The sequence below is a fragment of the Paraburkholderia sp. GAS42 genome (genome assembly GCF_050436565.1).
Taxonomy (GTDB): Bacteria; Pseudomonadota; Gammaproteobacteria; order Burkholderiales; family Burkholderiaceae; genus Paraburkholderia.
Genome location: NZ_JBNDML010000012.1, coordinates 134,856 through 160,350, shown reverse-complemented (window position 1 = coordinate 160,350; position 25,495 = coordinate 134,856). Strand labels below are relative to the sequence as shown.

At 63.5% G+C, this 25,495-nt stretch carries 24 protein-coding genes; 17 read left to right on the top strand and 7 right to left on the bottom strand.

Annotation, left to right across the window (positions count from 1 at the left end; genetic code table 11):
• Positions 1-72: 72 nt before the first annotated feature.
• The 14 genes from P3T16_RS19165 to pyrF all read left to right on the top strand — a co-directional run bounded on the left by P3T16_RS19165 (position 73) and on the right by pyrF (position 16,570).
• Positions 73-2,205, top strand: a complete 2,133-nt coding sequence (locus P3T16_RS19165) for a ribonuclease catalytic domain-containing protein (RefSeq protein ID WP_429343449.1) — start codon at positions 73-75, stop codon at positions 2,203-2,205.
• Positions 2,202-3,080, top strand: coding sequence for a shikimate dehydrogenase (gene aroE, locus P3T16_RS19160; protein WP_429343448.1), 879 nt, complete (start codon positions 2,202-2,204; stop codon positions 3,078-3,080). The genes P3T16_RS19165 and aroE overlap by 4 nt, the downstream gene beginning before the upstream one ends.
• Before the next feature lie 48 nt (positions 3,081-3,128).
• Positions 3,129-3,851, top strand: coding sequence for a monofunctional biosynthetic peptidoglycan transglycosylase (gene mtgA, locus P3T16_RS19155; RefSeq protein WP_429255497.1), 723 nt, complete (start codon positions 3,129-3,131; stop codon positions 3,849-3,851).
• Positions 3,852-5,043: 1,192 nt separating this feature from the next.
• Positions 5,044-6,021 carry an IclR family transcriptional regulator gene (locus P3T16_RS19150; protein ID WP_429255495.1) on the top strand — a complete coding sequence of 326 codons (978 nt, stop codon included), beginning with the start codon at positions 5,044-5,046 and terminating at the stop codon, positions 6,019-6,021.
• Complete coding sequence (locus P3T16_RS19145; protein ID WP_429343447.1) at positions 6,018-7,151, top strand: 2-dehydro-3-deoxygalactonokinase; 1,134 nt, start codon at positions 6,018-6,020, stop codon at positions 7,149-7,151. The genes P3T16_RS19150 and P3T16_RS19145 overlap by 4 nt, the downstream gene beginning before the upstream one ends.
• A gap of 30 nt (positions 7,152-7,181) precedes the next feature.
• Positions 7,182-7,862: a 2-dehydro-3-deoxy-6-phosphogalactonate aldolase gene (locus P3T16_RS19140; RefSeq protein WP_429255493.1), complete on the top strand. Its 681-nt coding sequence runs from the start codon at positions 7,182-7,184 to the stop codon at positions 7,860-7,862.
• A complete protein-coding gene (locus P3T16_RS19135; protein WP_429343446.1) occupies positions 7,859-8,647 on the top strand; it encodes an SDR family oxidoreductase in 789 nt (262 codons plus the stop codon). Before P3T16_RS19140 ends, P3T16_RS19135 begins: the two co-directional genes overlap by 4 nt.
• Before the next feature lie 132 nt (positions 8,648-8,779).
• Positions 8,780-9,778: an arabinose ABC transporter substrate-binding protein gene (locus P3T16_RS19130; protein ID WP_429255491.1), complete on the top strand. Its 999-nt coding sequence runs from the start codon at positions 8,780-8,782 to the stop codon at positions 9,776-9,778.
• A 193-nt stretch (positions 9,779-9,971) separates the two neighbouring features.
• A complete protein-coding gene (araG, locus tag P3T16_RS19125) occupies positions 9,972-11,492 on the top strand; it encodes an L-arabinose ABC transporter ATP-binding protein AraG (RefSeq protein WP_429343445.1) in 1,521 nt (506 codons plus the stop codon).
• Positions 11,493-11,571: 79 nt separating this feature from the next.
• Positions 11,572-12,588, top strand: coding sequence for an L-arabinose ABC transporter permease AraH (araH, locus tag P3T16_RS19120; RefSeq protein ID WP_429255489.1), 1,017 nt, complete (start codon positions 11,572-11,574; stop codon positions 12,586-12,588).
• Positions 12,589-12,615: 27 nt separating this feature from the next.
• The gene (locus P3T16_RS19115; RefSeq protein ID WP_429343444.1) at positions 12,616-13,416 is read left to right on the top strand and encodes an SDR family NAD(P)-dependent oxidoreductase; all 801 of its coding nucleotides are present in this window, start codon (positions 12,616-12,618) and stop codon (positions 13,414-13,416) included.
• Entirely contained in the window at positions 13,413-14,321 is a 909-nt protein-coding gene (locus P3T16_RS19110) for an SMP-30/gluconolactonase/LRE family protein (RefSeq protein WP_429343443.1), read from the top strand. The genes P3T16_RS19115 and P3T16_RS19110 overlap by 4 nt, the downstream gene beginning before the upstream one ends.
• A 166-nt stretch (positions 14,322-14,487) precedes the next feature.
• Complete coding sequence (locus P3T16_RS19105) at positions 14,488-15,540, top strand: aldose 1-epimerase (protein WP_429343442.1); 1,053 nt, start codon at positions 14,488-14,490, stop codon at positions 15,538-15,540.
• A gap of 214 nt (positions 15,541-15,754) precedes the next feature.
• A complete protein-coding gene (pyrF, locus tag P3T16_RS19100; RefSeq protein ID WP_429255485.1) occupies positions 15,755-16,570 on the top strand; it encodes an orotidine-5'-phosphate decarboxylase in 816 nt (271 codons plus the stop codon).
• Between the two features lie 9 nt (positions 16,571-16,579).
• Here the strand turns inward: pyrF and P3T16_RS19095 are convergent, their stop codons facing one another.
• Genes P3T16_RS19095 through thiL form a run of 4 tightly spaced genes read right to left on the bottom strand, consistent with a single transcriptional unit; the run spans position 16,580 to position 19,187 of the window.
• On the bottom strand, positions 16,580-17,098 hold the full coding sequence (locus P3T16_RS19095) for a cupin domain-containing protein (protein ID WP_429343441.1): 519 nt from the start codon (positions 17,096-17,098) through the stop codon (positions 16,580-16,582).
• 41 nt (positions 17,099-17,139) lie between these two features.
• Positions 17,140-17,640, bottom strand: a complete 501-nt coding sequence (locus P3T16_RS19090) for a CinA family protein (protein ID WP_429255483.1) — start codon at positions 17,638-17,640, stop codon at positions 17,140-17,142.
• Between the two features lie 25 nt (positions 17,641-17,665).
• On the bottom strand, positions 17,666-18,217 hold the full coding sequence (locus P3T16_RS19085; RefSeq protein WP_429255482.1) for a phosphatidylglycerophosphatase A family protein: 552 nt from the start codon (positions 18,215-18,217) through the stop codon (positions 17,666-17,668).
• A complete protein-coding gene (gene thiL, locus P3T16_RS19080; RefSeq protein ID WP_429343440.1) occupies positions 18,207-19,187 on the bottom strand; it encodes a thiamine-phosphate kinase in 981 nt (326 codons plus the stop codon). The genes P3T16_RS19085 and thiL overlap by 11 nt, the downstream gene beginning before the upstream one ends.
• 341 nt (positions 19,188-19,528) lie before the next feature.
• On the opposite strand from thiL, the gene P3T16_RS19075 reads away from it, so the two are divergent.
• The 3 genes from P3T16_RS19075 (at position 19,529) to P3T16_RS19065 (ending at position 23,145) form a co-directional block, all read left to right on the top strand.
• Entirely contained in the window at positions 19,529-21,823 is a 2,295-nt protein-coding gene (locus P3T16_RS19075) for an NADP-dependent malic enzyme (protein ID WP_429343439.1), read from the top strand.
• Positions 21,824-22,157: 334 nt separating this feature from the next.
• The gene (locus P3T16_RS19070; RefSeq protein ID WP_429343438.1) at positions 22,158-22,568 is read left to right on the top strand and encodes a ribonuclease; all 411 of its coding nucleotides are present in this window, start codon (positions 22,158-22,160) and stop codon (positions 22,566-22,568) included.
• A 7-nt stretch (positions 22,569-22,575) separates the two neighbouring features.
• Positions 22,576-23,145, top strand: coding sequence for a barstar family protein (locus tag P3T16_RS19065; protein WP_429255478.1), 570 nt, complete (start codon positions 22,576-22,578; stop codon positions 23,143-23,145).
• Positions 23,146-23,303: 158 nt separating this feature from the next.
• On the opposite strand, the gene P3T16_RS19060 is transcribed toward P3T16_RS19065, so the two are convergent.
• The 3 genes from P3T16_RS19060 to speE form a co-directional block, all read right to left on the bottom strand.
• Positions 23,304-24,044 carry a 16S rRNA (uracil(1498)-N(3))-methyltransferase gene (locus P3T16_RS19060; RefSeq protein WP_429343437.1) on the bottom strand — a complete coding sequence of 247 codons (741 nt, stop codon included), beginning with the start codon at positions 24,042-24,044 and terminating at the stop codon, positions 23,304-23,306.
• A gap of 19 nt (positions 24,045-24,063) precedes the next feature.
• Complete coding sequence (locus P3T16_RS19055; RefSeq protein ID WP_429343436.1) at positions 24,064-24,477, bottom strand: VOC family protein; 414 nt, start codon at positions 24,475-24,477, stop codon at positions 24,064-24,066.
• A gap of 106 nt (positions 24,478-24,583) precedes the next feature.
• Positions 24,584-25,450 (bottom strand): polyamine aminopropyltransferase, encoded by an 867-nt coding sequence (gene speE, locus P3T16_RS19050; protein WP_429343435.1) that lies wholly within the window; start codon positions 25,448-25,450, stop codon positions 24,584-24,586.
• Positions 25,451-25,495: the final 45 nt, after the last annotated feature.

Here is a 25,495-nt window from a genome sequence, read left to right as displayed (position 1 = left end):
ACCACCACGAACATGAAGCCGGACGCGCGAGCGATTCGCGTCGGCCGGTTGAAGTCTGAACGAGAGTACTGAGTGAACGTTTTCTTTGAGGAATCGGGCAGTTTCAAGGCGGGCAGCGTGCTGTCGCGTCAGGGCGACGCGTTTCAGGTCGAATTGCCGGGCGGGCGGCGCGCGAAGGTGCGCGCGAAGGATGTCCTGATCGAATTCGAAAAGCCCGCCGCCGGCGAACTGATGCAGCAGGCCGACGCCGCCGCACAGGAAATCGACCTCGATTTCCTGTGGGAATGCGCGCCGGAAGACGAGTTCGCCTTCGCGACGCTCGCGAAAGAGTATTACGGCGAGTCGTACGGCGCGGTCGAACGCGCGGCGCTCGTGTTGCGCATGCACGGCGCGCCGGTGTATTTCCGCCGCAAGGGTCGCGGGCAGTATCAGCGCGCGCCGCAGGAACAGCTGCAGATGGCGCTCGCCGGTCTGGAGCGCAAGCGCCAGCAGGCGCTGGTGCAGGCCGGTCTCGAGGACGAACTGAAGGCGGGGCGTCTGCCGGAATCGCTCGCGGGCAAGTCGCTGGGTCTCTTGACGAAGCCTGACAAGAACACGATCGAATACAAGGCGCTCGAAGCAGCTGCGGCGGCGCGCGGCATTTCGATGGCGCGTCTGATGCTCGACTGCGGCGGCATTCCGTCGGCGCGCGCGCTGCATGAAGCGCGCTTTCTCTCCGAGTTTTTCCCGCATGGCACCGGTTTCCCGCCGGTCACCGTCGGCGCGTTGCCGGACGATCTGCCGGAAGCCGAAGTCGAAGCCTTCTCGATCGACGACATCACCACCACCGAAATCGACGACGCATTTTCCGTCGAGCATCTGTCGGATGGCCGCGTCCGGATCGGTGTGCACATCGCGGCGCCGGCGCTCGGGATCGGGCGCGGCGATGCGGTCGACGCGATCGCTCGCGGGCGTCTGTCGACGGTCTACATGCCGGGCGACAAGATCACGATGCTGCCCGACGACGTTGTCGACGCGTTCACGCTGAAGGAAGGCGGTTTGCGTCCGGCGTTGTCGCTGTATGTGATCGTGAATCGCGAGACGCTGGATATTGTCGCGAGCGAGACGCGCGCCGAGCGCGTGTTCGTGAAGAACAACCTGCGACACAACACGCTCGATGAACTGGTGACCGAAGAATCGCTCGCCGCAGGCACGGGCGAGTATCCACACAAGGACGACATCGCGGTGTTGTGGCCGTTCGCGCAGGCGCTCTTCGAAAAGCGTCAGCAGGCGCGGGCCGGGTATGGTCTGAAGCGTGAAGTGCAGCGCAATACCGACTTCAACTTCTATGTTGAAGGCGAGCACGTAACGATCACGCCGCGCCGTCGCGGTTCACCGCTCGATACGATCGTCGCCGAACTGGCGATTCTCGCGAACTCGTCGTGGGGCGCGTTTTTGCACGACCACGGCGTGCCGGGCATCTATCGCTCGCAGCGTGCCTTTGGTGCGCCGACGGGCCCGAAGCGCACGCGCATGCAGACGTCCGCCGCGCCGCACGAAGGCCTCGGCGTGGCGCAGTATGCATGGAGCACGTCGCCGCTGCGCCGGTATGTCGATCTCGTCAATCAGTGGCAGTTGCTCGCATGCGTGCAGCACGGTGTGACGGCGAAGCTCGCCGCGCCGTTCAAGCCGAAGGACGCGGATCTGTTCGCCGTCGTTCAGGGCTTCGACGACACCTATACGGCGTATGCCGATCACCAGCGCCGGATGGAGTACTTCTGGTGTCTGCGCTGGCTGCGTCAGGAAGAGAAGAAGCAGGTGGTGGCTTCGGTGGTGAAGGGCGATCTGGTGCGCCTCGACGAGATCCCGCTGCTGCTGCATGTGCCGGGACTCGGCGTGCATGCACGCGGTACGAAACTGCTGATGGAAGTGATGTCGCTGGATGAACTGACGGTGGAAGCGTCGGTGCGTCTGCTGCACGTGCTGGATGCGCCGCAGGTCACGAGCGGCACCGGCGCCGCCGAAGCGGAAGAGGTTGACGAAGCCGACGAAGGCGAAGAAGAGCTGATCGACGCCGCCGACGATTCCGCCGAAAGCGAAGCCGAAGCGCAGGCCGAGGCCGATGGTGCGACTGACGCGGATGGCGAGGACAGCCTCGAAGGTGACGGCCAGGTCGCGGGCGATGCGGCATCATCGGAACAGCACGTGACGGAACCTGGACGATGAATACCGACGTCAAATCGGGCGAGGGCACACCGCGCGATCGCTACGCAGTGATTGGCAATCCGGTCGCGCACAGCAAGTCGCCGTTCATTCACGCGCGATTCGCCGAGCAGACGGGCGAGCCTGTGGACTACACGCGCCTGCTCGCACCGGTCGATGCGTTCGTGCCGCACGTGCGTGCATTCATCGAAGCCGGTGGTTGCGGCATGAACGTGACGGTGCCGTTCAAGCTCGAGGCGCACGCGCTTGCGGACACATTGTCGCCGCGCGCGGCTGCGGCGGGCGCGGTGAACACGCTGAGCTTTCGCGAAGACGGCATTCACGGCGACAACACCGATGGCATCGGGCTCGTGCGCGACATCGAGGTGAATCTGGGCGTCGTGCTGAAGGGCGCGCGCATCCTGCTGCTGGGCGCGGGCGGCGCGGCGCGCGGCGTCGTGCTGCCGATGCTCGATCGTTTGCCGCAGACGCTGACGATCGTGAACCGTACGTCGGCGAAGGCTGACGAACTCGTCGCGCAGTTCGCCGCGGCGGCGCGCGAAGCCGGCTGTCGTCTGACAGGTGGCGGCGCGCGGGCAATCGAACCTCATACATACGACGTGATCGTCAACGCGACGGCGAGCAGCCTCGACGCAGCGCTTCCCGAGTGCGACGCCGCCGCATTCGGCGCGGACACGCTCGCTTACGACATGATGTACGGCGCGCAGCCGACGGTGTTCATGCGCCACGCGCAGGCACTCGGCGCGCGGGCGGCGGATGGGCTCGGCATGCTCGTCGAGCAGGCGGCCGAGTCGTTCTACATCTGGCGCGGCGTGCGACCGGACGGCGCGCCGGTGCTGGCCGCGTTGCGCGCGATGATGAAAACGCCGGCGGCCTGATTCCCGGCGGCGTGCGTTTCGGTATCAATCGAACGGGGGACATCGACGATGACAGGAGCGAGGCGCGCGAGCCAGCCGGGGATTATCCGATGGGTGTTCTACGTGCTGGCGGTATTCGTGTGTGCGTGGCTTGCGACCCAGGTTTATTACTTTGCGCAGATCGCGATCTGGAACGTGGTGAATCCGCAGTCGACGGCGTTCATGCGCTCGGATGCGTGGCGTCTTTCGCAGGACCGTCCGGACCTGTCCATTCAACATACGTGGGTGCCGTACGGGCAGATTTCGCGGAATCTGAAGCGGGCGATCATTGCTTCCGAGGATGCGAACTTCGTCAATAACAACGGTTACGAGACGGACGCGATTCTTCAGGCGTGGGAGAAGAACAAGGCGCGCGGGAAGATCGTCGCGGGCGGCTCGACGATTACGCAGCAGCTGGCGCGCAATCTGTTCCTGTCGCGGGAGAAGAGTTATATCCGCAAGGGACAGGAACTGATCATCACGTGGATGCTTGAGACGTTGATGGACAAGGAACGGATCTTTGAGATTTATCTCAACTCCGTTGAGTGGGGGAATGGGGTTTATGGTGCTGAAGCCGCTGCTCGCTATTACTACAGGACTTCGGCGATGAAGTTGTCGGGTGGGCAGTCGGCGCGGCTGGCGGTGATGCTGCCGCGGCCTAAATATTTCGACGAACATCGCGGGTCGGGGTATCTGGCCCAACGGGCCGGGGTGATTGCCAGGCGTATGGGAGCGGCTGAACTGCCGCAGTGAGTTTTTTTTGTTGGTCTAGCCAGGGGTTTTTCGTTGCTCTGGGTTTGTTGGCCTTTCCTTGTATTCATGTCGGTCTATTTGCGTCGCCCCTGTGCGGGGCGGCACCTACTTTTCTTTGTCCTTGCCAAAGAAAAGTAGGCAAAAGAAAGGCGCCGAAAACTCTTCGCTTCCTGGTGCGTCATCACCGGGGAATGGCACCCCATGAGGTGTCGCCCCCGCATTTCACCCGGCATCGGCCCGCGCACGATCGGATCCCCCGCACAGCACACTTCGTGACAAAGGGCTCATCCACCCGGCTCCGCGTTGCGTCGCCGAATGGCATAACCTTTACGTCACGTCACGTCACGTCACGTCACGTCACGTCACGTCACGTCACGTCACGTCACGTCACGTCACGTCACATCACGTCACACCACGTCACATCGCCGACGGCATAGTTTCCGCGTAGCCGCTTGCGTACTGCCTTCCTGACCGATTCCGCCGCCGACGGCTTGCGCCGTCATTGCTGCGCCGTGCTGCGCGCGTGCGGCGCAGTGAGCTAACGCAACCATGCCGCCGTCTGGCGAATCCGTCCGCGACGCACGCAGTGCGGAGTGGGGTGGATGAGCCCTGTGTCACGAGCGGTACTGCGCGGGGGATCAGATCGTGTGCGGACCCATACCACGTGAAGGGCGAGGGCGACACTTCATGGGGTGCCATTCCCCGCGTGCGACACACTCCGGAACGGACGAGTTTTCGGCGCCTTTCTTTTGCCTACTTTTCTTTGGCAAGGACAAAGAAAAGTAGGTGCCGCCCCGCACAGGGGCGACGCCAATAGACCGACATGAAAACAAGGAAAGGCCAACAAAAGGCTCAAGACGCGGAGGAAGAAGCGCCGGTCGGCAAGGACGCCCCGAACGAATTCCCCTTGAGGGACAAAGAAAATCAGGCGCTGCCCCGCACAGGGGCAACACAAATAGACCGATATGGCTACAAGGAAAGCCCAACGAAAGTCAGAACAAGAAAAAAACAAAACCGCGCCGCAAGAAGCAATATCCCATTATATGACCACAACACTCACATATTGGATAACAAGAAAAACCGCCCTACAATCCAGACCAACGAGTCGCGAGAGCGGCCAAAAGCGCCAGCACTGCTGCATCGCAGCAAAAAAAGCAGACGCAAAAGACAAACATCGGAGACGAGCAAACCTATGTCCGAGATACACCGGCGAGAAGAGGCGCGCGAGGCCGACGCGCCTAAACCACAGGCGCCACAAACAGCTCAGCCAGCGTCCCGTTCCAACGGCGCAGCGAGCGCATCGACCCCATCGACCTCATCGGCCGCCGCGCAGACGGACTCCTTTGCCGTCCCCAGCACGCTGCTCGACGTCACGCCGCAACAGGCCGGCACGCAAACGCTCCTGCGCGGTCTCGCCATCCTCGAAGCCGCCGCCGCTGGCGTGCGTGATCTGCGCACCTTCGGCGCCGCGCTCGGCACGACCCGTAGCACCACCCACCGCCTCGTCAGCAGCCTCGTCCAGGCGCGTTATCTGCGTCAGGTTCAGGGCGGCTACCTGCTCGGTCCGAAGTTGATCGAACTCGGCACCATCGCCCTCGAACAGATGCCGCTCACGGCCGTCGCGCGTCCGCATCTGGAAGCCCTCGCCGAACAGACGCTCGACACCATCCACCTCGGCGTACGCGACGGCGACGACGTCCTCTACATCGACAAGATTCCCGGTACCCGTGGCCTCGAAATGCGTTCGCGCGTGGGTCACCGGATGCCGCTCGCGTCGACCGGTATCGGCAAGGCGATGATGCTCGACCTGCCGCCCGACGCCTGGCGCTCGCTCTTCGAAGCGTCGCGCCGCGCGCTCGCCGGTGTCAGCTTCAAACCGGATAACCGCCCGGATGCGCTGACCTTCATGCAGCGCATGACCAACTACTCGACGGGCGGCTACACGTTCGACCTCGAAGAAAACGAAGCCTCCATCCGCTGTGTCGCGGCGCCCGTACGCGATGCGTCGGGCGCGGTCGTCGCGGCGCTGTCGGTGGCGAGCACGATTCCCTATATGTCGCTTGAACGCATGGATGAACTGATCCCGGTCGTGCAGCGCGAAGCGCGCGCGATCTCGGAAGAACTGGGCTGGCGTGTGCCGCAACCGACCACGCGCAGGATCAAACGATGAGTCAGTCGAGCACCTCGACCGCGGCGCGCACCGCAAATGCGCCCGCATCAGAGGCACGCGCCGGCCATCACACCGATGTCGCCGAAGTCGCGAATCTGAACGCCGCCGCGCTGATCGCCCTCGACTGGGGCACGACGTCGCTGCGCGCCTATCTCCTCGATACAGCCGGCAATGTGCTGGCGACGTGCGCTTCGTCGGCCGGCATCATGAACCTGCCGCGTCCGGCCGTCGATGGCGGCTTCGATGCCGCGTTCGACGCCGCCTGCGGTACCTGGCTCGACCAGTGTCCAGATCTGCCGGTCGTCGCGGCGGGCATGGTCGGCAGCGCGCAGGGCTGGACCGAAGCGCCGTACGTCGATGCGCCCGCCGACGCGGATTCGCTCGTCGCCGGCATCGTGCGCGTCAAGACCGCCCGCGGTCTCACGATCCATATCGTGCCGGGTGTCCTGCAACGCGGCGAGTTGCCGAACGTCATGCGCGGCGAAGAAACGCAGATTTTCGGCGCGCTCGCCGGAAAGACTGCTGTTTCCGGCGAAGCAGGCAAGGCGAACGGCGCGATCGACGCAAGCGAACTGATCGGCCTGCCCGGCACGCACGCGAAATGGGCCGTCGTGCGCGGCGGTCGTATCGAACGCTTTCACACCTTCATGACGGGTGAAGTATTCGCCGCGCTGCGCGACCACACGATCCTCGGCCGCACAATGACCGCGCCCGAATCGCCCGACACCGAGGCATTTCTGCGCGGCGTCAGCGTCGCGCGCAACAGCGGCACCGCCGGCGTACTCGCGACGATCTTCAGCACGCGCACGCTCGGCCTGACCGGACAACTCGCATCGATCGAACAGCCCGACTATCTGTCGGGTCTCCTGATCGGCCACGAACTCGCCGGTCTCGAAGCGGTACTCATGCAGCAGCAGAATTCGCTCGCCGGCAAGTCGCTACTGCTCATCGGCAACGAGGCGCTGTGCGAACGCTACCGGCTCGCACTCGCGCAATTCGGCTGCACCCAGGCCGCACTCGTGCAGCACGCAACGGAACATGGTCTGTGGCGCATCGCGACGCAGGCAGGCCTCGTCGCTGCCGCCGGAACGAAGGCCAGCACCGGCACGACCACCCGTTCTGCCGGCTGACGACCGCCCACGAACGCACAAGGAATCGACATGCAACCTCACATCAACCTGCCCGCACCATACATGCCGCATGCGAGGCTGATCGCCGCATTCGAGGCGTGTCCGTTGATCGCGATCATGCGCGGCATCACGCCCGTCGATGCCGCCGACCACGGCCGCGCACTGTACGAAGCGGGTTTCCGCATTGTCGAAGTGCCGCTGAATTCGCCGCAGCCGTTCGACAGCATCGCTGCGATCCGTCAGGCACTGCCGGCCGACGCCATCGTCGGCGCGGGCACCGTGCTGCATCCGAGCTTCGTCAACGACGTGAAAGCGGCCGGCGGCGAACTGATCGTGATGCCGCATAGCGATTCCGAAGTTGTCATCGCCGCCAAGGCGCTGGGCCTGGCCTGCTCGCCGGGCGTCGCGACGCCGAACGAAGCGTTTCTTGCGCTGAAGAATGGCGCCGACGTACTCAAGATGTTCCCGGCCGAACAGCTCGGTGCGCACGTCGTAAAGGCGTGGCGCGCGGTGATCGCGGCTGAAGTGCCGCTCGTGCCGGTCGGCGGCATCACGCCGGACAACATGGGTCCGTTCCTCACGGCGGGCGCGAACGGCTTCGGTCTGGGTTCCGCGCTGTACAAGCCAGGTCAGAGCGCGGCGGTCACGGCATCGCACGCGAAGGCGTACGTCAACGGCCTGCGCATCGCGAAGGCAGGTGCACAGAAATGAACCGTCTGGCCGACAAGGTCGCATTGATCACCGGCGCTGGTCGTGGCATCGGTGCGGCGATCGCACATGCCTTCGCGCGCGAAGGCGCGGCCGTCGTGCTGGCTGAGCTGGATATCGAAACCGCGCAGCACACTGCGCGCGAAATCGAAGCGCAATACGGTCTGCAGCCCGGCGCGAAAGTGCTGGCGGTGCAAACCGATGTGACGCAACCGGCGTCGGTGCAACACGCCGTGAGCGAAGCGGAAAAGGCATTCGGACCGCTCAACGTGCTCATCAACAATGCGGGTATCAACGTATTCTGCGACCCGCTAACGATGACGGATGATGACTGGCGCCGTTGTTTCGCGGTCGATCTCGACGGCGTGTGGAACGGTTGTCGCGCCGTGTTGCCGGGCATGGTCGAACGTGGCGCCGGCAGCATCGTGAACATTGCGTCGACACATGCATTCAAGATCATTCCGGGTTGCTTTCCGTACCCCGTTGCGAAACACGGCGTGCTGGGTCTGACGCGCGCGCTCGGCATCGAATACGCGCCGCGCAACGTGCGGGTGAACGCGATTGCGCCGGGTTACGTCGAGACGCAGTTGACGCGCGACTGGTGGGACGGTCAGCCGGACCCGGCTGCAGCGCAAAAGGCAACCCTGGATCTGCAGCCGATGAAGCGTATCGGCCGCCCGGAAGAAGTGGCGATGACAGCAGTCTTTCTCGCATCGGATGAAGCGCCGTTCATCAATGCGAGCTGTATCACGGTCGATGGCGGGCGCTCGGCGCTGTACCACGACTAGCACTGGCAAAAAGGCAGGGCAGGAACACGGTTTTCAGTCGGGCGACGCACTGGCCGCGTGTGTCGCGACAACCGGCAAAAGAAGACGCGGCCAACCACCTTCTCGTTACCAATCAGTCAGGAGACACGCATTATGAAACGTAGAATTTTCCTCACGCTGGCAGCTGCAGCGGCGGGTGTGCTCTTCAGCGCGACGGCCGCTCAGGCAGCCGATCCGGTGAAGATCGGTTTTCTGGTGAAGCAGCCGGAAGAACCGTGGTTCCAGGACGAGTGGAAGTTCGCGGAAATCGCCGCTAAGGAGAAAGGTTTCACGCTGGTGAAGATCGGTGCACCGTCGGGCGAAAAGGTGATGAGCGCGATCGACAACCTCTCCGCACAAAAGGCGCAAGGCTTCATCATCTGCACGCCGGACGTGAAGCTCGGACCGGGCATCGTGGCGAAGGCGAAGGCTGACGGCCTGAAGATGATGACGGTCGATGACCGCCTCGTCGACGGCGCAGGCAAGCCGATCGACGCCGTGCCGCACATGGGCATCTCGGCGTACAACATCGGCAAGCAGGTCGGCGACGGTCTGGCTGCGGAAATCAAGAAGCGCGGCTGGAACATGGCTGAAGTCGGCGCCATCGACGTGACCTACGAACAGCTGCCGACCGCACACGACCGCACGACGGGCGCAACCGATGCACTGGTTGCTGCAGGCTTCCCGAAGGCAAACGTGATCGCAGCGCCGCAGGCGAAGACCGACACGGAAAACGCCTTCAACGCAGCAAACATCGCACTCACGAAGAACCCGCAGTTCAAGCACTGGATTGCCTACGCGCTGAACGACGAAGGCGTGCTCGGCGCAGTGCGCGCAGCAGAAGGCCGCGGCTTCAAGGCGGACAGCATGATCGGTATCGGTATCGGCGGCTCGGAATCGGCATTGAACGAGTTCAAGAAGCCGAACCCGACGGGCTTCTTCGGCACCGTGATCATCAGCCCGAAGCGCCACGGCGAAGAAACGTCGACGCTGATGTACACGTGGATCACGCAAGGCAAGGAACCGCCGCTGCTCACGCTGACGAGCGGCATGCTCGCCACGCGTGACAACGTCGGTGAAGTGCGTGAAAAGATGGGTCTCGCATCGAAATAAGCAATAGCAGGCGGTAAGCGGCCAGGCGCCGGATGCATGTCGCATCCAGTTGCCTGGCCGGGCATCAGATGGCGCCCGGCGAACACGACGTGTCGAAGGGTGCCCACAAAACAGGGATGACAGGGCTTTTCGCGTGAACGTGACGTCTGATTGCGTGTGCGCGCGAGACGTCCGCAATGTGAGGGGAAGCGAAGTGTCAGCGACGCTGCGTTTTGACAATATCGGCAAGGTGTTTCCAGGCGTGCGCGCGCTCGATGGGGTGTCCTTCGAGGTGAACGTCGGCCAGGTGCACGGCCTGATGGGCGAGAACGGCGCGGGGAAATCGACCCTGCTCAAGATTCTCGGTGGTGAGTATCAACCGGATTCCGGCCACATCCTGATCGACGGCAACGACGTGCACTTTTCGAGCGCGGCCGCATCGATCGGCGCGGGCATCGCGGTGATTCACCAGGAACTGCAATATGTGCCCGATCTGACCGTCGCAGAAAATCTGCTGCTTGGCCAGTTGCCGAATTCGCTCGGCTGGGTGAACAAGCGCGAAGCGAAACGCTTCGTGCGCGAGCGGCTCGCCGCGATGGGCGTCGATCTCGACCCGAACGCGAAGCTGGGCAAGCTGTCGATCGCGCAACGGCAGATGGTCGAAATCTGCAAGGCGCTGATGCGCAATGCGCGCGTCATTGCGCTCGACGAACCGACGAGTTCGCTGTCGCACCGCGAAACCGAAGTGCTGTTCAAGCTCGTGCGCGATCTGCGCGCCGACAACCGCGCACTGATCTACATCTCGCACCGCATGGACGAGATCTATCAGCTGTGCGACGCCTGCACGATTTTCCGTGACGGCCGCAAGGTCGCCTCACATCCGACGCTCGAAGGCGTCAGCCGCGACACGCTCGTGAGCGAGATGGTCGGTCGCGAAATCTCGGACATCTGGAATTACAAGCCGCGCCCGCTCGGCGAAGTGCGCTTTGCGGCGAAGGCAATCGAAGGTCACGCGCTCAAAGAGCCGGCGAACTTCGAGGTGCGCCGCGGCGAGATCGTCGGTTTCTTCGGTCTTGTGGGTGCGGGCCGCAGCGAACTGATGCACCTCGTCTACGGCGCGGATCACAAGAAGGCCGGCGAGATCATGCTCGACGGCAAGACGATCAGGATTCGCAGCGCGGGTGAAGCGATCAGGCATGGCATCGTGCTGTGCCCGGAAGACCGCAAGGAAGAAGGCATCGTCGCGATGGCGACCGTATCGGAGAACATCAACATCAGCTGCCGCCGGCACTATCTGCGCGCGGGGTTGTTCCTCGATCGCAGGAAAGAGGCCGAGACGGCTGACCGCTTCATCAAGCTGCTGAAGATCAAGACGCCGAGCCGCCGGCAGAAGATCCGTTTCCTGTCGGGCGGCAACCAGCAGAAGACGATCCTGTCGCGCTGGCTGGCCGAACCGGACCTGAAAGTGGTGATTCTCGACGAACCGACGCGCGGGATCGACGTCGGCGCGAAGCACGAGATCTATAACGTGATCTATCAGCTTGCCGAGCGCGGCTGCGCGATCGTGATGATTTCGTCGGAACTGCCGGAAGTGCTGGGCGTGTCCGACCGCATCGTCGTGATGCGACAGGGCCGGATCTCCGGCGAGCTGAAGCGCGGCGAAGCAACCGAACAGACCGTCCTGAGCCTTGCACTGCCGCAAAGCTCGACAGAACCCGCCGCGCAGGCGGCCTGAATTTCACCGGACACGATCGCCAGTCACGATCGCTTCATTACCTGTCCGACAACCCGTGGGGAACGGGAGGAGTTATCAAATGCAAGCCAGAGAAAACCTCGCGCAACAGGCCGCGAAGAGCGCCGCCGATGCGTTGATTCCGCAAGCCAGCGACAAGCAGAAGTGGTGGCAACACGTCACCGAATACAGCCTGATCGTGATTTTCGTGGTGATGTTCCTGACGATGTCGCTGACCGTCGACCACTTCTTCTCGATCGACAACATGCTCGGCCTCGCGCTGTCGATTTCGCAGATCGGCATGGTCGCGTGCACGATGATGTTCTGTCTCGCGTCGCGTGACTTCGACCTTTCGGTCGGCTCGATCGTCGCGTTCGCGGGCGTGCTCTGCGCAATGGTGCTGAACGCAACCGGCAACACGTTCATCGCGATCATCGCAGCGGTCGCGGCTGGCGGCGTGATCGGCTTCGTAAACGGCGCGGTCATCGCGTACCTGCGCATCAATGCGCTGATCACGACGCTCGCGACGATGGAAATCGTCCGTGGCCTCGGCTTCATCGTGTCGCACGGTCAGGCGGTAGGTGTTTCGTCGGATTCGTTTATCGCGCTGGGCGGCCTGTCGTTCTTCGGCGTATCGCTGCCGATCTGGGTGACGCTCCTGTGCTTTATCGTGTTCGGCGTGATGCTGAACCAGACCGTCTACGGCCGTAACACGCTGGCGATCGGTGGCAATCCGGAAGCGTCGCGTCTCGCCGGTATCAATGTGGAACGCACGCGCGTCTACATCTTCCTGATCCAGGGCGCAGTGACGGCGCTGGCAGGTGTGATTCTCGCGTCGCGTATTACGTCCGGTCAGCCGAATGCGGCTGAAGGCTTCGAGCTGAACGTGATTTCGGCGTGCGTGCTGGGCGGCGTGTCGCTGCTGGGCGGCCGCGCGACGATCTCGGGTGTCGTGATCGGCGTGCTCATCATGGGCACGGTCGAAAACGTGATGAACCTGCTCAACATCGACGCGTTCTACCAGTACCTCGTGCGTGGCGCGATCCTGCTCGCCGCCGTGCTGCTGGACCAGCTCAAGAACCGCGGTTCGCGTGATTAATGTTTGCTTTTGAGAAGGAATCGAACGATGTCGTCTCCGGCCAATGCGAATGAACGTCAGGCGGATAGCAGGTACGCGCGCTATCCGAGTCTTACCGACCGCACGGTGTTGATCACCGGCGGCGCAACCGGGATCGGCGCATCGTTCGTCGAACACTTCGCGGCGCAGGGCGCGCGCGTCGCGTTCTTCGATATCGATGCGAGCGCCGGTGAAGCACACGCCGACGAACTCGGCGACTCGCGTCACAAGCCGCTGTTTTTGCCATGCGATCTGACGGATATCGATGCACTGCGCAAGGCCATTGCCGACGTGCGCGCGGCGCTCGGCCCGATCACCGTGCTCGTCAACAACGCGGCGAACGACAAGCGTCACCAGATCGCGGAAGTCACGCCCGGGTTTTTCGACGCGGGCATCGCGGTCAACGTCCGTCACCAGTTTTTCGCGGCGCAGGCCGTGGTCGACGACATGAAGGCGGCGGGCGGCGGCTCGATCATCAATCTCGGCTCGATCAGCTGGATGCTGAAAAACGGTGGTTATCCCGTGTACGTAACGTCGAAAGCGGCGGTGCAGGGGCTCACGCGCGGTCTCGCGCGCGACCTCGGGCCGTTCAATATTCGCGTCAATACGCTGGTGCCGGGCTGGGTGATGACTGAAAAGCAGAAGCGCCTGTGGCTCGACGATGCGGGCCGCGAAGCGATCAAGCAAGGCCAGTGCATCGACAGCGAACTGCTGCCTGAGGATCTGGCCCGCATGGCGCTCTTCCTCGCCGCCGATGACAGCCGCATGATGACCGCGCAGGACGTGGTCGTCGACGGAGGCTGGGCATGAGCGTGGCGGTGCGCGAACAGCAGGCTGCGCTTCTCGTCGACGCAAAATGCAAGCTTGGCGAAGGCGCGACGTGGTGCGCACGCAGCGGACGCCTTTACTGGACGGACATCGAAGGCGCGCGTCTGTGGCGCTACGACCCGCGCGACGGCCGCAGCACGTTCTGGCCGATGCCCGAGCGGCTCGCCACGTTCGCGCTGTGCGCCGATCCGCATTACCTGCTCCTTGGTCTTGCGTCGCACCTCGCATTCTTCGATCTCGCTACCGGTGAGACTCAGCGGATCGTCGACGTCGAGCCGGGTTTGAATACGCGCGTCAACGACGGCCGATGCGACCGTCAGGGGCGTTTTGTATTCGGAACGAAAGACGAGGCGTCGCCGGTGAAGACGGTCGGCGGCTTTTATCGCCTGAATCATGATCTGACGCTTGAACGTTTGCCATTGCCATCGCCGGCAATTGCGAACAGTATTGCGTTCAGCCCGGACGGCGCGACGATGTATTACTGCGATTCGCCGACCCGCACGATCCGCACCTGTGCATACGGCAGCGACGGCCGCATTTCCGGTGACCGCGTTTTCACGACGCTCACAGATGCGACCGGCGAACCCGACGGCTCGACCGTCGATCGCGACGGCGGCCTGTGGAACGCGCAGTGGGGTGGCTCGCGCGTCGTGCGATATGGCGCTGACGGTGTCGAAACGGCGCGCGTGACGGTGCCGACCGCGCAACCGAGTTGCGTCGCGCTGGGCGGGGCGCAACTGGGCACGCTGTACATCACGAGCGCGCGCGTGGATCTCGACGCAGCGGCGCTTGTCAAAGACACGCGCGCAGGTGGCGTTTTTATCGCGACGCCTGAGGCGCGCGGCCTGCCGGAACCGCTTTTTCAGGGTGTGCCGGCGCGGCGATGAGGGCTTTGTGTCGATCGTTTCAGGTAATAACGCAGGGCAGTACACATTGATTGATCAGGCAGCATGCAGCACGACGCCATAGAGGCGACCGGCTTGCCGAGTCGCCCGCAGCAGAACTTCCCGTCGATGACGACGGCAATGTTTGACGCCTCTCCAGGAGACTGACATGACTGTCACGAATTCCGTTGGCTCGTCTTCATCGCAGTCGCGCCGCGCGAGACTCGCCGCGGCTGCCAACCCCGTGCTGCCCGGACCGAGTACTTCGGCCGTCGCAACCGGAACGACGGTCGCGGGCGATATCGCGTCCGTCACCCTTTCCAACGCACAACTCCGGCTCGACGTCGCGCCGCTGCTCGGCGGCGGCGTTACCCGTTTCGACTATCGCAGCGACGGCGGCCTCGTGCCGATTTTCCGTCGCTGCCGTCACGTCGCCTGCGATACCGATCCGAACGAACTCGCGTGCTATCCGCTGCTGCCGTATTCAAACCGGATCGGCGGCGGACAATTCAGTTTTTCCGGGCGCTCGATCGACGTGCCGCTCAATCGCGACGGCGAATCGCTGCCGATTCACGGCGATGGCTGGCTCGCGCCGTGGCAGGTCGCGGACACCGATCATCAGAGCGTGCGTCTGACGCTCGATCGCAGTCGTGGCAAGCCATACGCATATCGCGCGATGCAGATGTACACGCTCGACGGCCCGACGCTGATCGTGACGCTTGAGATTGAGAACTCGGGGCGTGAAGCGCTGCCATTCGGCCTCGGGATTCATCCGTTTCTGCCGCGCGATACAGGCACGGAGCTGTCGGCAGCGGCTGGCGGCCTGTGGCTCGCCGACGACGACTGGCTGCCGATGCGGCATGTGCCGGCACCGCCGGCATGGCAGTTCGGCGTCGCGTATCCGCTGCCCGAGACGATCGTGAACCATGCGTTCACCGGCTGGAGTGGACGCACGGCGGTTGTGTGGCCGAAGCGGCGTCTGTCGCTCACCATAGCCGCCGATACTGACTACTACGTGCTGTACACGCCGCCGTCGAAAGATTTCTTCTGCTTCGAGCCGGTCGATCATCCGATCAACGCGATGAACCTGCCGGGCGGCGCCGCGGCGAATGGCATGACGGTGCTTGCGCGCGGCGAGCGTCTGACGCGACAGTTTACTTTCACGGTCGAGCGGACCGGCATGCGGTCGACGGCCGGTGCGCGGGGGCATGGAAAGCAGTAATTCCGGGTCTGCTGGCGGTGTCGGGGCGACGACCGGCTGGCGATTTACGCCGCGTTACGTGGCGTTACGTAGGGATGTCGTGGTGATCGCCGGGCGATGACGGTGCGCCGGCGGGAATGCGCGACGCCACTTGTGCGACCGTCCGGCCCGGAACCAGGCGCTGCCGGTTAAAATACGCGCCTCATCCGTCAATGGCTCGCCGCGAGTTTTCACCATGTCCTCATTCATCCAGACACTCAACGACGCGTGGCAGCGCACGAACTCGCTGCTGTGCGTCGGCCTCGACCCCGAGCCCACGAAGTTTCCCGGCGCGCTCGCGAACCGGCCCGATGCCATTTTCGAATTCTGCCGCGCCATCGTCGACGCGACCGCGCCGTACGCGTCATCGTTCAAGCCGCAGATCGCGTACTTCGCCGCCCATCGCGCCGAAGACCAGCTGGAACAGCTGATCGCACACATTCACGAGCATCATCCAGCGCTGCCGGTGATTCTCGACGCGAAACGCGGCGATATCGGCAGCACCGCCGGGCAATACGCGCGCGAAGCCTTTGAACGCTATCGCGCGGATGCTGTAACGGTGAATCCGTACATGGGCTTCGATTCGATCGAGCCGTATCTCGAACACAAAGGCAAGGGCGTGATCGTGCTGTGCCGCACGTCGAATGCGGGTGGCTCGGATCTGCAGTTTCTGGAGACGGGCGGGCGTCCGCTGTACCAGGTCGTTGCGAGTCTTGCGGCCGAGAAATGGAACGCGAGCGGCCAGCTCGGCCTTGTGGTCGGCGCGACGTTTCCGAAGGAAATCGAAGTGGTGCGCGGGATCGTCGGCGACATGCCGCTGCTGATTCCCGGCATCGGCGCCCAGGGCGGCGACGTCGAGGCGACGGTGCGCGCGGGTCGCACGGCCGCGAACACCGGGATGCTGATCAACTCGTCACGCGCGATCATCTATGCGGGCAAGGGTGACGATTTCGCTGAAGCTGCGGCTAAGGCGGCGCGGGAGACGCGGGACCGGATTAATCAGTATCGGTGAGAGGGTTAGCTATCCAACGCGAGCGTCGGGTCCGAGCCGTGCGATGACGTCCCGATGCGCCGGATATGCCTCCAGCAGCACGTCCACGCTGGCCAGTTCGAATTCGCTGAATTCGAACCCCGGCGCCACCGTGCAACCGACCAGCGCGTAACCCGCCGGATCGGCGCATTCCGCCGCAAACCACTGCCCAGCCGGCACAACCATCTGAAATACGGCATCCGGATGCGTGAGCGCATCGCCGAGCCGGTGCGACGTCAGGTGCCCGGCTTCGTCGAGCACGTGAACGTACATCGGCTCACCGGCATAAAAATGCCAGACTTCGTCGGACTTGATCCGGTGCCATGCCGAATGGGCACCATCAGCGAGCAGATAGTAGATTGCGGTCGACGCTGATCGCGTCTCGTCCGAACCCTGCCTCGCGACCCCCGCTTTCGAGCGATACGTCTCGCGGAAAAACCCGCCTTCAGGATGAGGCTGAAGCCCGAAACGGCGGATCAGTTCGTCTTTATCGGTAGCGGGAGGCGTCATCTGGATCGCGTGGGTCGTATCGTTTGTGGAGAAAAGAAAGGCTAACGTTCCTGCTCATCGAGCAGCAGGAGCACACCACGCAATGCGTGCGCAGCCGCCTGCACGCGGATCCTGTCGCGGTCACCCTTGAACACGACCGTCTCGACCTTCGTATGCAGGCGGTTCGTCCAGCTGAACGAGACCATCCCGACTGGTTTCGTTTCCGTGCCACCGCCAGGCCCGGCGACCCCGGTGATCGCCAGAGACACCTGCGCGCGACTATTGCGCAACGCGCCTTCCGCCATCGCGCGTGCGACGGGTTCACTCACCGCGCCGTGCTTGTCGATCAGGTCGGCGGGCACGCCGATCATTTCGCTCTTCGCCTGGTTGGAATACGTGACAAAGCCCCGTTCGAACCAGCCGCTGCTGCCGGAGATGTCCGTCATGGCTGTCGCGACCATGCCGCCCGTGCAGGATTCGGCCGTCGCGAGCATCAGCCGTTCGTCGCGCAAACGGTTGCCCACGCGGATCGCAAGTTGATGGACGACGGAATCGGTAGCCATACGTGTGTCCGGTAACGTGCGTCGGTCAGACCGACATGCGCCACAGCGCGATCACGAGCAGCGTGAAGAACGCAGCGACGAGGTCATCGAACATGATGCCGAAACCACCTTTCAGTTTGCGATCGAAATAGCGGATGGGCGGCGGCTTCACCATGTCGAAAAAGCGGAACACGATGAACGCCCACAACTGCCCGGTGAACGTGACCGGCGTGACCATCAGCAGCACGAGCCAGAACGCGACGATCTCGTCCCACACGACGGGCGACGGATCTTCAATGCCAAGCCGTTTTGCGGTGAAACCCGTAATGCCGATGCCGGCGAAAAAACCGACCGCGATCAGGATGCCCCACTCGATCACAGTCAGATAGTGATTGAACGCCGCGAACGACGCCCACGCGAACAGCGTGCCGAACGTGCCCGGTGCAATCGGCGACAGTCCGCTGCCGAAGCCGAGCGAGATCAGATGCAAGGGATGCGACAGCATGAAGCGTGCAGTCGCGCGGCGCGGCCGGGGGGCGCGCGGATCGGGAGTGGGCGTGAGGTCGTCGACGGGGCCGAGCGGCGGTTCAGTCTGCATGGAAATGATCGAAGCCTTGCAACGTCAGAGTGAGCGGCGTACCCGCTGCGTCGTGCCACGTGATCGCAGGTTCGCCGGTCCGGAGAGCGCTTATTGTACCGATGCGCGTCACGGGCACATCAACGGTTTTACCCGCAGCTTCAATTGCCGTGCGCGCGGACTGCGGTGCGGTGAAGCACAGTTCGTAGTCGTCGCCGCCGGCAAGCGTGCAGCGGCGCTGCACGTCGGCGGTTAGCCGGCGAAGCGCGGCTGAGCGCGGCACAGCGTCGATGTCGACGCTCGCGTTCACGCGCGAGCGCTCGAGGATGTGCAGCAGATCGCTCGCGAGCCCGTCCGATATGTCGAGCGCGGCCCGTGCGTGGCCGCGCAGCGCGAGGCCGAGCGCGACGCGCGGCTCCGGGCGCTCGAGCGCCCGGCGAAATGCCGCGGCGTCATCGTTTTCAACTGACCATTCGCCACGCGATACGCCGAGCCCGGCACGCGCGTCGCCGAGCGTGCCGGAGATCCAGATGTCGTCGCCGGGCTGCGCGGCGTCGCGGCGCAGCGCGTGCTGGTGCGGCACTTCGCCGAACACCGTGATGCAGATGTTGAGCGGTCCGCTCGTCGTGTCGCCGCCGACCAGTTCGCAGTCGAAGCGCTCCGCGAGCTCGAACATGCCTTCGCTGAACGCGCTGAGCCAGCTTTCGCGCGCTTCTGGCAACGCGAGCGCCAGCGTGAACGCCTGCGGTTTCGCGCCCATCGCGGCGAGATCGGACAGGTTGACGGCCAGCGCCTTATGACCTAGCGCGTGAGGATCGACGTCAGGAAGAAAGTGGCGACCTTCGACCAGCATGTCCGTCGAAATCGCCAGCATCTCGCCGGCGCGCGGCAAGAGCAGCGCGCAGTCGTCACCGATGCCGAGCGGTGCACGTGGCGTGGCGCGCGCGCGGCGCGCAAAAAAACGGTCGATCAGCGAAAACTCGGAAAGCATGGCGTAAATCCGAAAAGCGGGAACGTGCCCTGAAGTCCATCTGCAAGCGCGAAGCGCGGTTTCGAAGCTCGACGATCGCGACGGCAGAATGGGAGCCGAAGGCCTTTGAAGCGCGACGGGAATGCATGGATTGTACGGTCCGGTTTTCCGCCCGGCGACTCGGCCGTCCGGCTGGTAAAACCCGGCCAGACGGCCGATAGCGAACCGTTTGCTGCACCGCACAGCGGGCGTTTGCGCTGTTTCAGTCGCGGCAGTTGTACCCTTTTTGAAGGAATCGGCTTTGGGATTGGCGCTACAATGCGTCGAACTTCTATTCTAATCTGCACTTCCAAGCCCGCCTTATGTCGACTCCCGCCAATACCAAACTTCGCGAAGCTGCCCTTGATTATCACGAGTTCCCGACTCCCGGGAAGATCGCGATCGCACCGACCAAACAGATGATCAACCAGCGCGACCTCGCGCTGGCGTACTCGCCCGGGGTTGCCTTCGCGTGCGAGGAGATCGTCGAGAATCCGCTGAACGCGGCGCGGTTCACGGCGCGCAGCAACCTCGTCGGCGTGGTGACGAACGGCACCGCGGTGCTCGGTCTCGGCAACATCGGGCCGCTCGCGTCGAAGCCGGTGATGGAAGGCAAGGCCGTGCTGTTCAAGAAGTTCGCCGGCATCGACGTGTTCGACATCGAACTTAACGAGTCCGACCCGCACAAGCTCGTCGAGGTGATCTGCGCGCTCGAACCGACGTTCGGCGGCATCAACCTCGAAGACATCAAGGCGCCGGACTGCTTTATCGTCGAGCGCGAATGCCGCAAGCGCATGAAGATTCCGGTGTTCCACGATGACCAGCACGGTACGGCGATCGTCGTCGCGGCGGCCGTTACGAACGGGCTGAAGGTCGTCGGCAAGGACATTTCGAAGGTGAAGCTGGTGGCGTCAGGCGCGGGCGCAGCATCGCTGGCGTGTCTGGATCTGCTCGTCGATCTCGGCCTGCCGCTCGAAAACATTCTCGTGACCGATCTTGCCGGCGTGGTCTATAAGGGTCGCGTCGAACTGATGGATCCGGACAAGGAACGCTTTGCGCGCGAAACCAGCGCGCGCACGCTGGGTGAGGCGATTGACGGCGCGGACATTTTCCTGGGGCTTTCGGCCGGTGGCGTGCTGAAGCAGGACATGGTCAAACGCATGGGCGACAAGCCGCTGATTCTCGCGCTTGCCAACCCGACGCCGGAAATCCTGCCGGAACTCGCGCTCGAAGTGCGTCCGGACGCCGTGCTCTGCACGGGCCGCACCGATTACCCGAATCAGGTCAACAACGTCCTGTGCTTCCCGTTCATCTTCCGCGGCGCGCTCGATGCGGGCGCGACGACGGTCACGCGTGAAATGGAAATCGCCGCGGTGAATGCGATTGCCGAACTCGCGCGCCAGGAACAGAGCGACATCGTCGCCACGGCCTATGGCATTCAGGATCTGTCGTTTGGTCCGGAGTACCTCATTCCGAAGCCGTTCGATCCGCGCCTGATCGTCAAGATCGCGCCGGCGGTGGCGAGGGCGGCGATGGATTCGGGCGTCGCGACCCGTCCGATCGAGGACATGGACGCGTACGAACAGCATCTGCAGCAGTTCGTCTATCACAGCGGCACGACGATGAAGCCGATCTTCCAGCTCGCGCGCAGCGTCGAGCCGGAGAAGAAGCGCATCGTGTTCGCGGAAGGCGAAGAAGAGCGCGTGCTGCGCGCGCTCCAGATCGTCGTCGATGAAAAGCTGGCGAAGCCGATCCTGATTGGCCGTCCGGCGGTGATCGAGCAGCGTATCGCGCGCTACGGCCTGCGCCTCGTTGCTGGCCAGGATTACACGGTCGTCAACAACGACCACGACGTGCGCTTTCGCGACTTCTGGCAGACCTATTACAAGATGATGGTGCGTAAGGGCATCAGCGAGCAGATGGCGAAGCTCGAAATGCGCCGTCGCACGACGCTGATCGGCTCGATGCTGGTGAAGAAGGGCGAGGCCGACGGCATGATCTGCGGCACGATCAGCACGACGCACCGCCATCTGCACTTCATCGATCAGGTGATCGGCAAGCGTGAAGGCTGCAGCGTCTACGCCGCGATGAACGCGCTGGTGCTGCCGGGCCGGCAGATTTTCATCGTCGATACGCACGTGAACGTCGATCCGACGCCCGAGCAGCTCGCCGAGATCACGGTCATGGCCGCTGAGGAAGTGCGTCGTTTCGGCATCGAGCCGAAAATCGCGTTGGTGTCGCATTCGAACTTCGGCACGAGCCACGCGCCGAGCGCCCAGAAGATGCGCGACGTGCTGGCGCTGGTGCAGGAGCGCGCACCCGACCTGCAGATCGACGGCGAAATGCACGGCGACGTCGCGCTCGACGCGAACCTGCGTCGCGAAGTGCTGCCCGAGTCGACCCTTGAGGGTGACGCGAACCTGCTGATCCTGCCGAATATCGACGCCGCGAACATCTCGTACAACCTGCTCAAGACGGCTGCCGGCAACAACATCGCGATTGGCCCGATGCTGCTGGGTGCGGCGCAGCCGGTCCACGTGCTGACCGCTTCGGCGACGGTGCGACGGATCGTCAACATGACGGCGTTGCTGGTCGCTGATGTGATCGCCTCCCGGTAATTTTTGCCGCATGAAACGGCGCGCCCGCGATGGTCGCGCCGTGCCGTGTCCTGCGGTCCGGGCAAGCCGACCGGCTGTGCCCTCGAACGAACTGGCGTCAAGCCCGCGCCATTTCCGTTCGATGTCCTCGCCGGTCGCGCCCTGATTGTTCCGGATTCGAGCCAGGATTAATTTGGCTGCGGCAAAAGCCGCCGGAAGGCGCGCCAGTGGGGCGTTTGCGCTTCGGTGGAGCGTTCGGCTGGTCGATCGCGCATTGATTCCACGGACCATTAGAGATACCCTTACACCTTTCATGGTCGTCGAACTCGTGATCTAACAGCGGGAATTCTGGTTCATGGCGCGCAAGTGGCTCCGCAACGGCGTGCTCCCAGCCGCCCTGATCGTCGTCAGCCTGTGCGGGAGTGTCGTTTCTGGCGCCTTCGCGCGCGATACCCCGACGCCGTCCACCGATCAGGCGCAGGGCACTATCGCGGTGGCGCAATTGCCGCGGGAAGCAGTCAATACTTTGAACTTGATTGCAGCAGGCGGGCCTTACCCGTATGAGAAGGACGGCATCGTATTCGGCAATCGCGAGCGGTTGCTGTCGCCGCACAAACGCGGTTATTACCACGAATACACCGTCCCCACGCCTCGCGCCCGCAATCGGGGCGCGCGTCGCATTGTCTGCGGTGGTCCGCTACAGCGAACCGACAACTGTTATTACTCCGACGACCACTACACGAGTTTTAAACGTATTGTTGAATGACATCGGGATGAACAGCATGAGCGACAACGTCTACGCGCACGACTCGGCAGTCGCGACGGATCTTTTCGCGGCCGGTAACGGCAATCTGTTCCAGCGCGTCATGCAGATGCGCAGCGCCGGCCCCGGCCAGGATACCCAGAGCGAAGCCAGCACTGTGCTTTCATCGAACGAGGGCCCCATGAGTCTTTTCAAGACCGTACGACCGAACATCGTACAGTCGATCCGCGCGTTTCGCGTGCAGGATCTTGCTGACGAGGCGAACCAGCTCGAGCAGCATTTTCTCTACGCCTGTTGCGGCAACGCGCAAAGCAAGCAGGAAGTGATGGAAACGATTGCGACGTCGTTCATGTTTCCCAAGCACTTCGGCAAGAATTACGACGCGCTGTACGATTGCCTGACCGATCTGGTCGCGAAGGCCGGTCCGCAACCTGGCTTCGTGATCGTGCTCGAAGCGCTGCCGGTGGCACAAAAATTCGATAAGGAAGGCCGCGAAACGCTGCTCGATGTGTTCCGCGAAGCCGCCGAGTTCTGGGCCGAGCGCAAGGTGGCGTTCCGCGTGTTTTACTCGTTCGCGTGACGTCGTCGGGGCGGCTTGAGTCGCCGTCCGTCCGTTGAGGATATAAAGACAAAGCCCGCCGTCTGGCGGGCTTTGTCTTTTGTGCCGCGATATCTTCGCGTATCGATTCGGCGTCAGGAAACGGACACCCTGAACAAAAGGCCGCGCGGAACAACGATTTACCAGCCGCCCCAGCGCGCGGCCAACGCAGCCAGCATGGCGATGCCAGCGGTTTCCGTGCGCAGCACGCGCGGCCCGAGCCCGACCGGCGTGAAGCCCTGATTCGTCACCGCCGTCTCTTCATCCGCTGACAATCCGCCCTCCGGTCCGATCAACACCGTGACGCGACCCCGCGGCGGTTCAACCGGCAGCGCGGAAAACGCGATGCTGCCGCGCGGCGAAAGCAGCAGTCGCAGTTCGCCTTCCGCAGGCGCGTCCGATAACGTCCCGAGCCACGCGCCGAACTCGCTCACGGGCGCGACGTCGGGCAGACGGTTACGTCCACATTGCTCGCACGACGCGCGAACGACGCCTTGCCAGTGCACATTCCGTCGTTGCGCCCGCTCGCCAGAAAGGCGCACGACGCTGCGTGTGGTGGTCAGCGGTACGAAAGCCGATGCGCCCAGTTCGACAGCCTTTTCGATCAGCCAGTCCATCTTGTCGCCGCCGGCGATGCCTTGCGCGAGCGTCAGCTGATAGGGCGGCTCGAGGTCGATATCACGGAATTCGGCAATTTCGACCGTGGCAGAGCGACGTTCCACGTCGACGAGGCCGGCGCTGTATTCGCCGCCTTCGCCGTTGAAAAGCGCGATCGAGTCGCCTGTCTGCAGGCGCAGAACCTGGACATGGCGAACGACGTCGTCCGGAAGTTGCACGACGTTGCCGGATTGAAGCGGCATGTCGACGAAAAAACGGGGCATCAGGGAAAGACTCTCTGGTTCATGAAAGGTGACGGGCGAGCGCCCATCGGTATCCGTCCGGGTCCTCGATCTGGGCGAAGCGGTCGCCCCAGAACTGGTCTTCGGGCGCGCTCAACGATTTCGCGCCGGCAGCGAGGGCGCGGGCATACACAGCGTTGACGTCGTCGACATAGAGATAGAACGATTGCGGCGCAATCGCGCCCGCGCTTTTGGGTGTCTTTGCCGTCGAACCGAATCCGCCTTCCGGCGCGAACATCACGATCAACTGGCCTTGATAGGTCATTTCGACGTGCATGACGACACCGTCATCATTCACGCTGTCTCGCACGGCGAATCCAAAAGCAGCTTCGAAAAACGCGATCGTGACGCGGGCATCACGCACCGTCAGATAGGGGGTCAACCAGGGCACACCGGCTGGGCGAGGGGCGGTCAAGGAATTCTCCGGATCGACGGGTCGTCGGGGCGAACGCGGTGATGCCGCAAGACACGCGCGAGTTGCTGCGACTCGCGCCGGCCTGACTCCGCATTGCGCTTGGGCATCACGACGACTTTAAAAATGGACTTAGTTTATCGCGCGCCGCATCCGCCGCGGCGAAGAGGCTGGCGTGCACCGTTGCGTCGTAGCAGCGCAAACCGTCGATCTGGCGGTCCGCGAGCCGCGCGGCGATGTCCACGCGGTCAGGTGCGGCGGGATCGAGCGTGTCGCTGGCGACTGCCATCAGCCACTGCGATCCATAAAGCGGCACGAACGCGCTCAGCGTCCGTACCACGGCAAATGTCGCGCCCAGATCGCGCAGCAAACCGACGATGCGCGGCGCATGAAAATACGGCGAGCCGAGATGGAGCGACAACACGGCGTCAGGTGTCATCACGCGCTTTAGCTGTGCGTAGAACGCCGTCGTATAGAGGCCGGCCGCGGGTGAATCGGGCGGCGTCAGATCGAAGACGACCAGATCGAAGTGTTCACCGCTCGTTTCGACATAGCGGGCAGCGTCGCCGATCGCGAGTTCGACGCGGGCGTCGTCGAATGCGCCGCCGTGCACTTCGGGCAGATGCTCGCGCGTGAGTCGCACCACTTCGGCATCCAGTTCGGCGACCACGATCCGCCCGATTCCCGGATGCCGCAGCAACTGACGCGCCGCGCCACCATCACCGCCGCCCAGCACCAGCGCGGCGCGCGGCGCCGGGTGCGCGAGCGCGGCCGGATGGACCATGCATTCGTGATAGATGAACTCGTCGCCGGTCGACGTCATCGGGCGGCCGTCGAGCGTGAAGAGCCGGCCGAGTTGCGGCGTGTCCCACACCTCGATGTGCTGGAACGGCGAATCCACGCTCGCGAGACGGCGAGCGCCGGGAAAGCCGTAGATCGCGTCGGGTGAAGGGTGGAAGAGAAGTGGGGCGCTCACGGATGGCAGGTGCGCATGCGGCGCGATAGTTCTCGATGGGGCGAT

Excerpts from the sequence above, each read along its gene's own strand:
- P3T16_RS19075 (WP_429343439.1), top strand. The coding sequence starts at position 19,529 with ATGTCGACTCCCGCCAATACCAAACTTCGCGAAGCTGCCCTTGATTAT.
- P3T16_RS19060 (WP_429343437.1), bottom strand. The coding sequence starts at position 24,044 with ATGCCCCGTTTTTTCGTCGACATGCCGCTTCAATCCGGCAACGTCGTG.
- pyrF (WP_429255485.1), top strand. The coding sequence starts at position 15,755 with ATGTCCTCATTCATCCAGACACTCAACGACGCGTGGCAGCGCACGAAC.
- P3T16_RS19150 (WP_429255495.1), top strand. The coding sequence starts at position 5,044 with ATGTCCGAGATACACCGGCGAGAAGAGGCGCGCGAGGCCGACGCGCCT.
- araH (WP_429255489.1), top strand. The coding sequence starts at position 11,572 with ATGCAAGCCAGAGAAAACCTCGCGCAACAGGCCGCGAAGAGCGCCGCC.
- aroE (WP_429343448.1), top strand. The coding sequence starts at position 2,202 with ATGAATACCGACGTCAAATCGGGCGAGGGCACACCGCGCGATCGCTAC.
- P3T16_RS19140 (WP_429255493.1), top strand. The coding sequence starts at position 7,182 with ATGCAACCTCACATCAACCTGCCCGCACCATACATGCCGCATGCGAGG.
- P3T16_RS19085 (WP_429255482.1), bottom strand. The coding sequence starts at position 18,217 with ATGCAGACTGAACCGCCGCTCGGCCCCGTCGACGACCTCACGCCCACT.
- P3T16_RS19090 (WP_429255483.1), bottom strand. The coding sequence starts at position 17,640 with ATGGCTACCGATTCCGTCGTCCATCAACTTGCGATCCGCGTGGGCAAC.
- P3T16_RS19115 (WP_429343444.1), top strand. The coding sequence starts at position 12,616 with ATGTCGTCTCCGGCCAATGCGAATGAACGTCAGGCGGATAGCAGGTAC.
- mtgA (WP_429255497.1), top strand. The coding sequence starts at position 3,129 with ATGACAGGAGCGAGGCGCGCGAGCCAGCCGGGGATTATCCGATGGGTG.
- P3T16_RS19095 (WP_429343441.1), bottom strand. The coding sequence starts at position 17,098 with ATGACGCCTCCCGCTACCGATAAAGACGAACTGATCCGCCGTTTCGGG.
- P3T16_RS19110 (WP_429343443.1), top strand. The coding sequence starts at position 13,413 with ATGAGCGTGGCGGTGCGCGAACAGCAGGCTGCGCTTCTCGTCGACGCA.
- thiL (WP_429343440.1), bottom strand. The coding sequence starts at position 19,187 with ATGCTTTCCGAGTTTTCGCTGATCGACCGTTTTTTTGCGCGCCGCGCG.
- P3T16_RS19130 (WP_429255491.1), top strand. The coding sequence starts at position 8,780 with ATGAAACGTAGAATTTTCCTCACGCTGGCAGCTGCAGCGGCGGGTGTG.
- P3T16_RS19105 (WP_429343442.1), top strand. The coding sequence starts at position 14,488 with ATGACTGTCACGAATTCCGTTGGCTCGTCTTCATCGCAGTCGCGCCGC.
- P3T16_RS19135 (WP_429343446.1), top strand. The coding sequence starts at position 7,859 with ATGAACCGTCTGGCCGACAAGGTCGCATTGATCACCGGCGCTGGTCGT.
- P3T16_RS19065 (WP_429255478.1), top strand. The coding sequence starts at position 22,576 with ATGAACAGCATGAGCGACAACGTCTACGCGCACGACTCGGCAGTCGCG.
- P3T16_RS19145 (WP_429343447.1), top strand. The coding sequence starts at position 6,018 with ATGAGTCAGTCGAGCACCTCGACCGCGGCGCGCACCGCAAATGCGCCC.
- P3T16_RS19070 (WP_429343438.1), top strand. The coding sequence starts at position 22,158 with ATGGCGCGCAAGTGGCTCCGCAACGGCGTGCTCCCAGCCGCCCTGATC.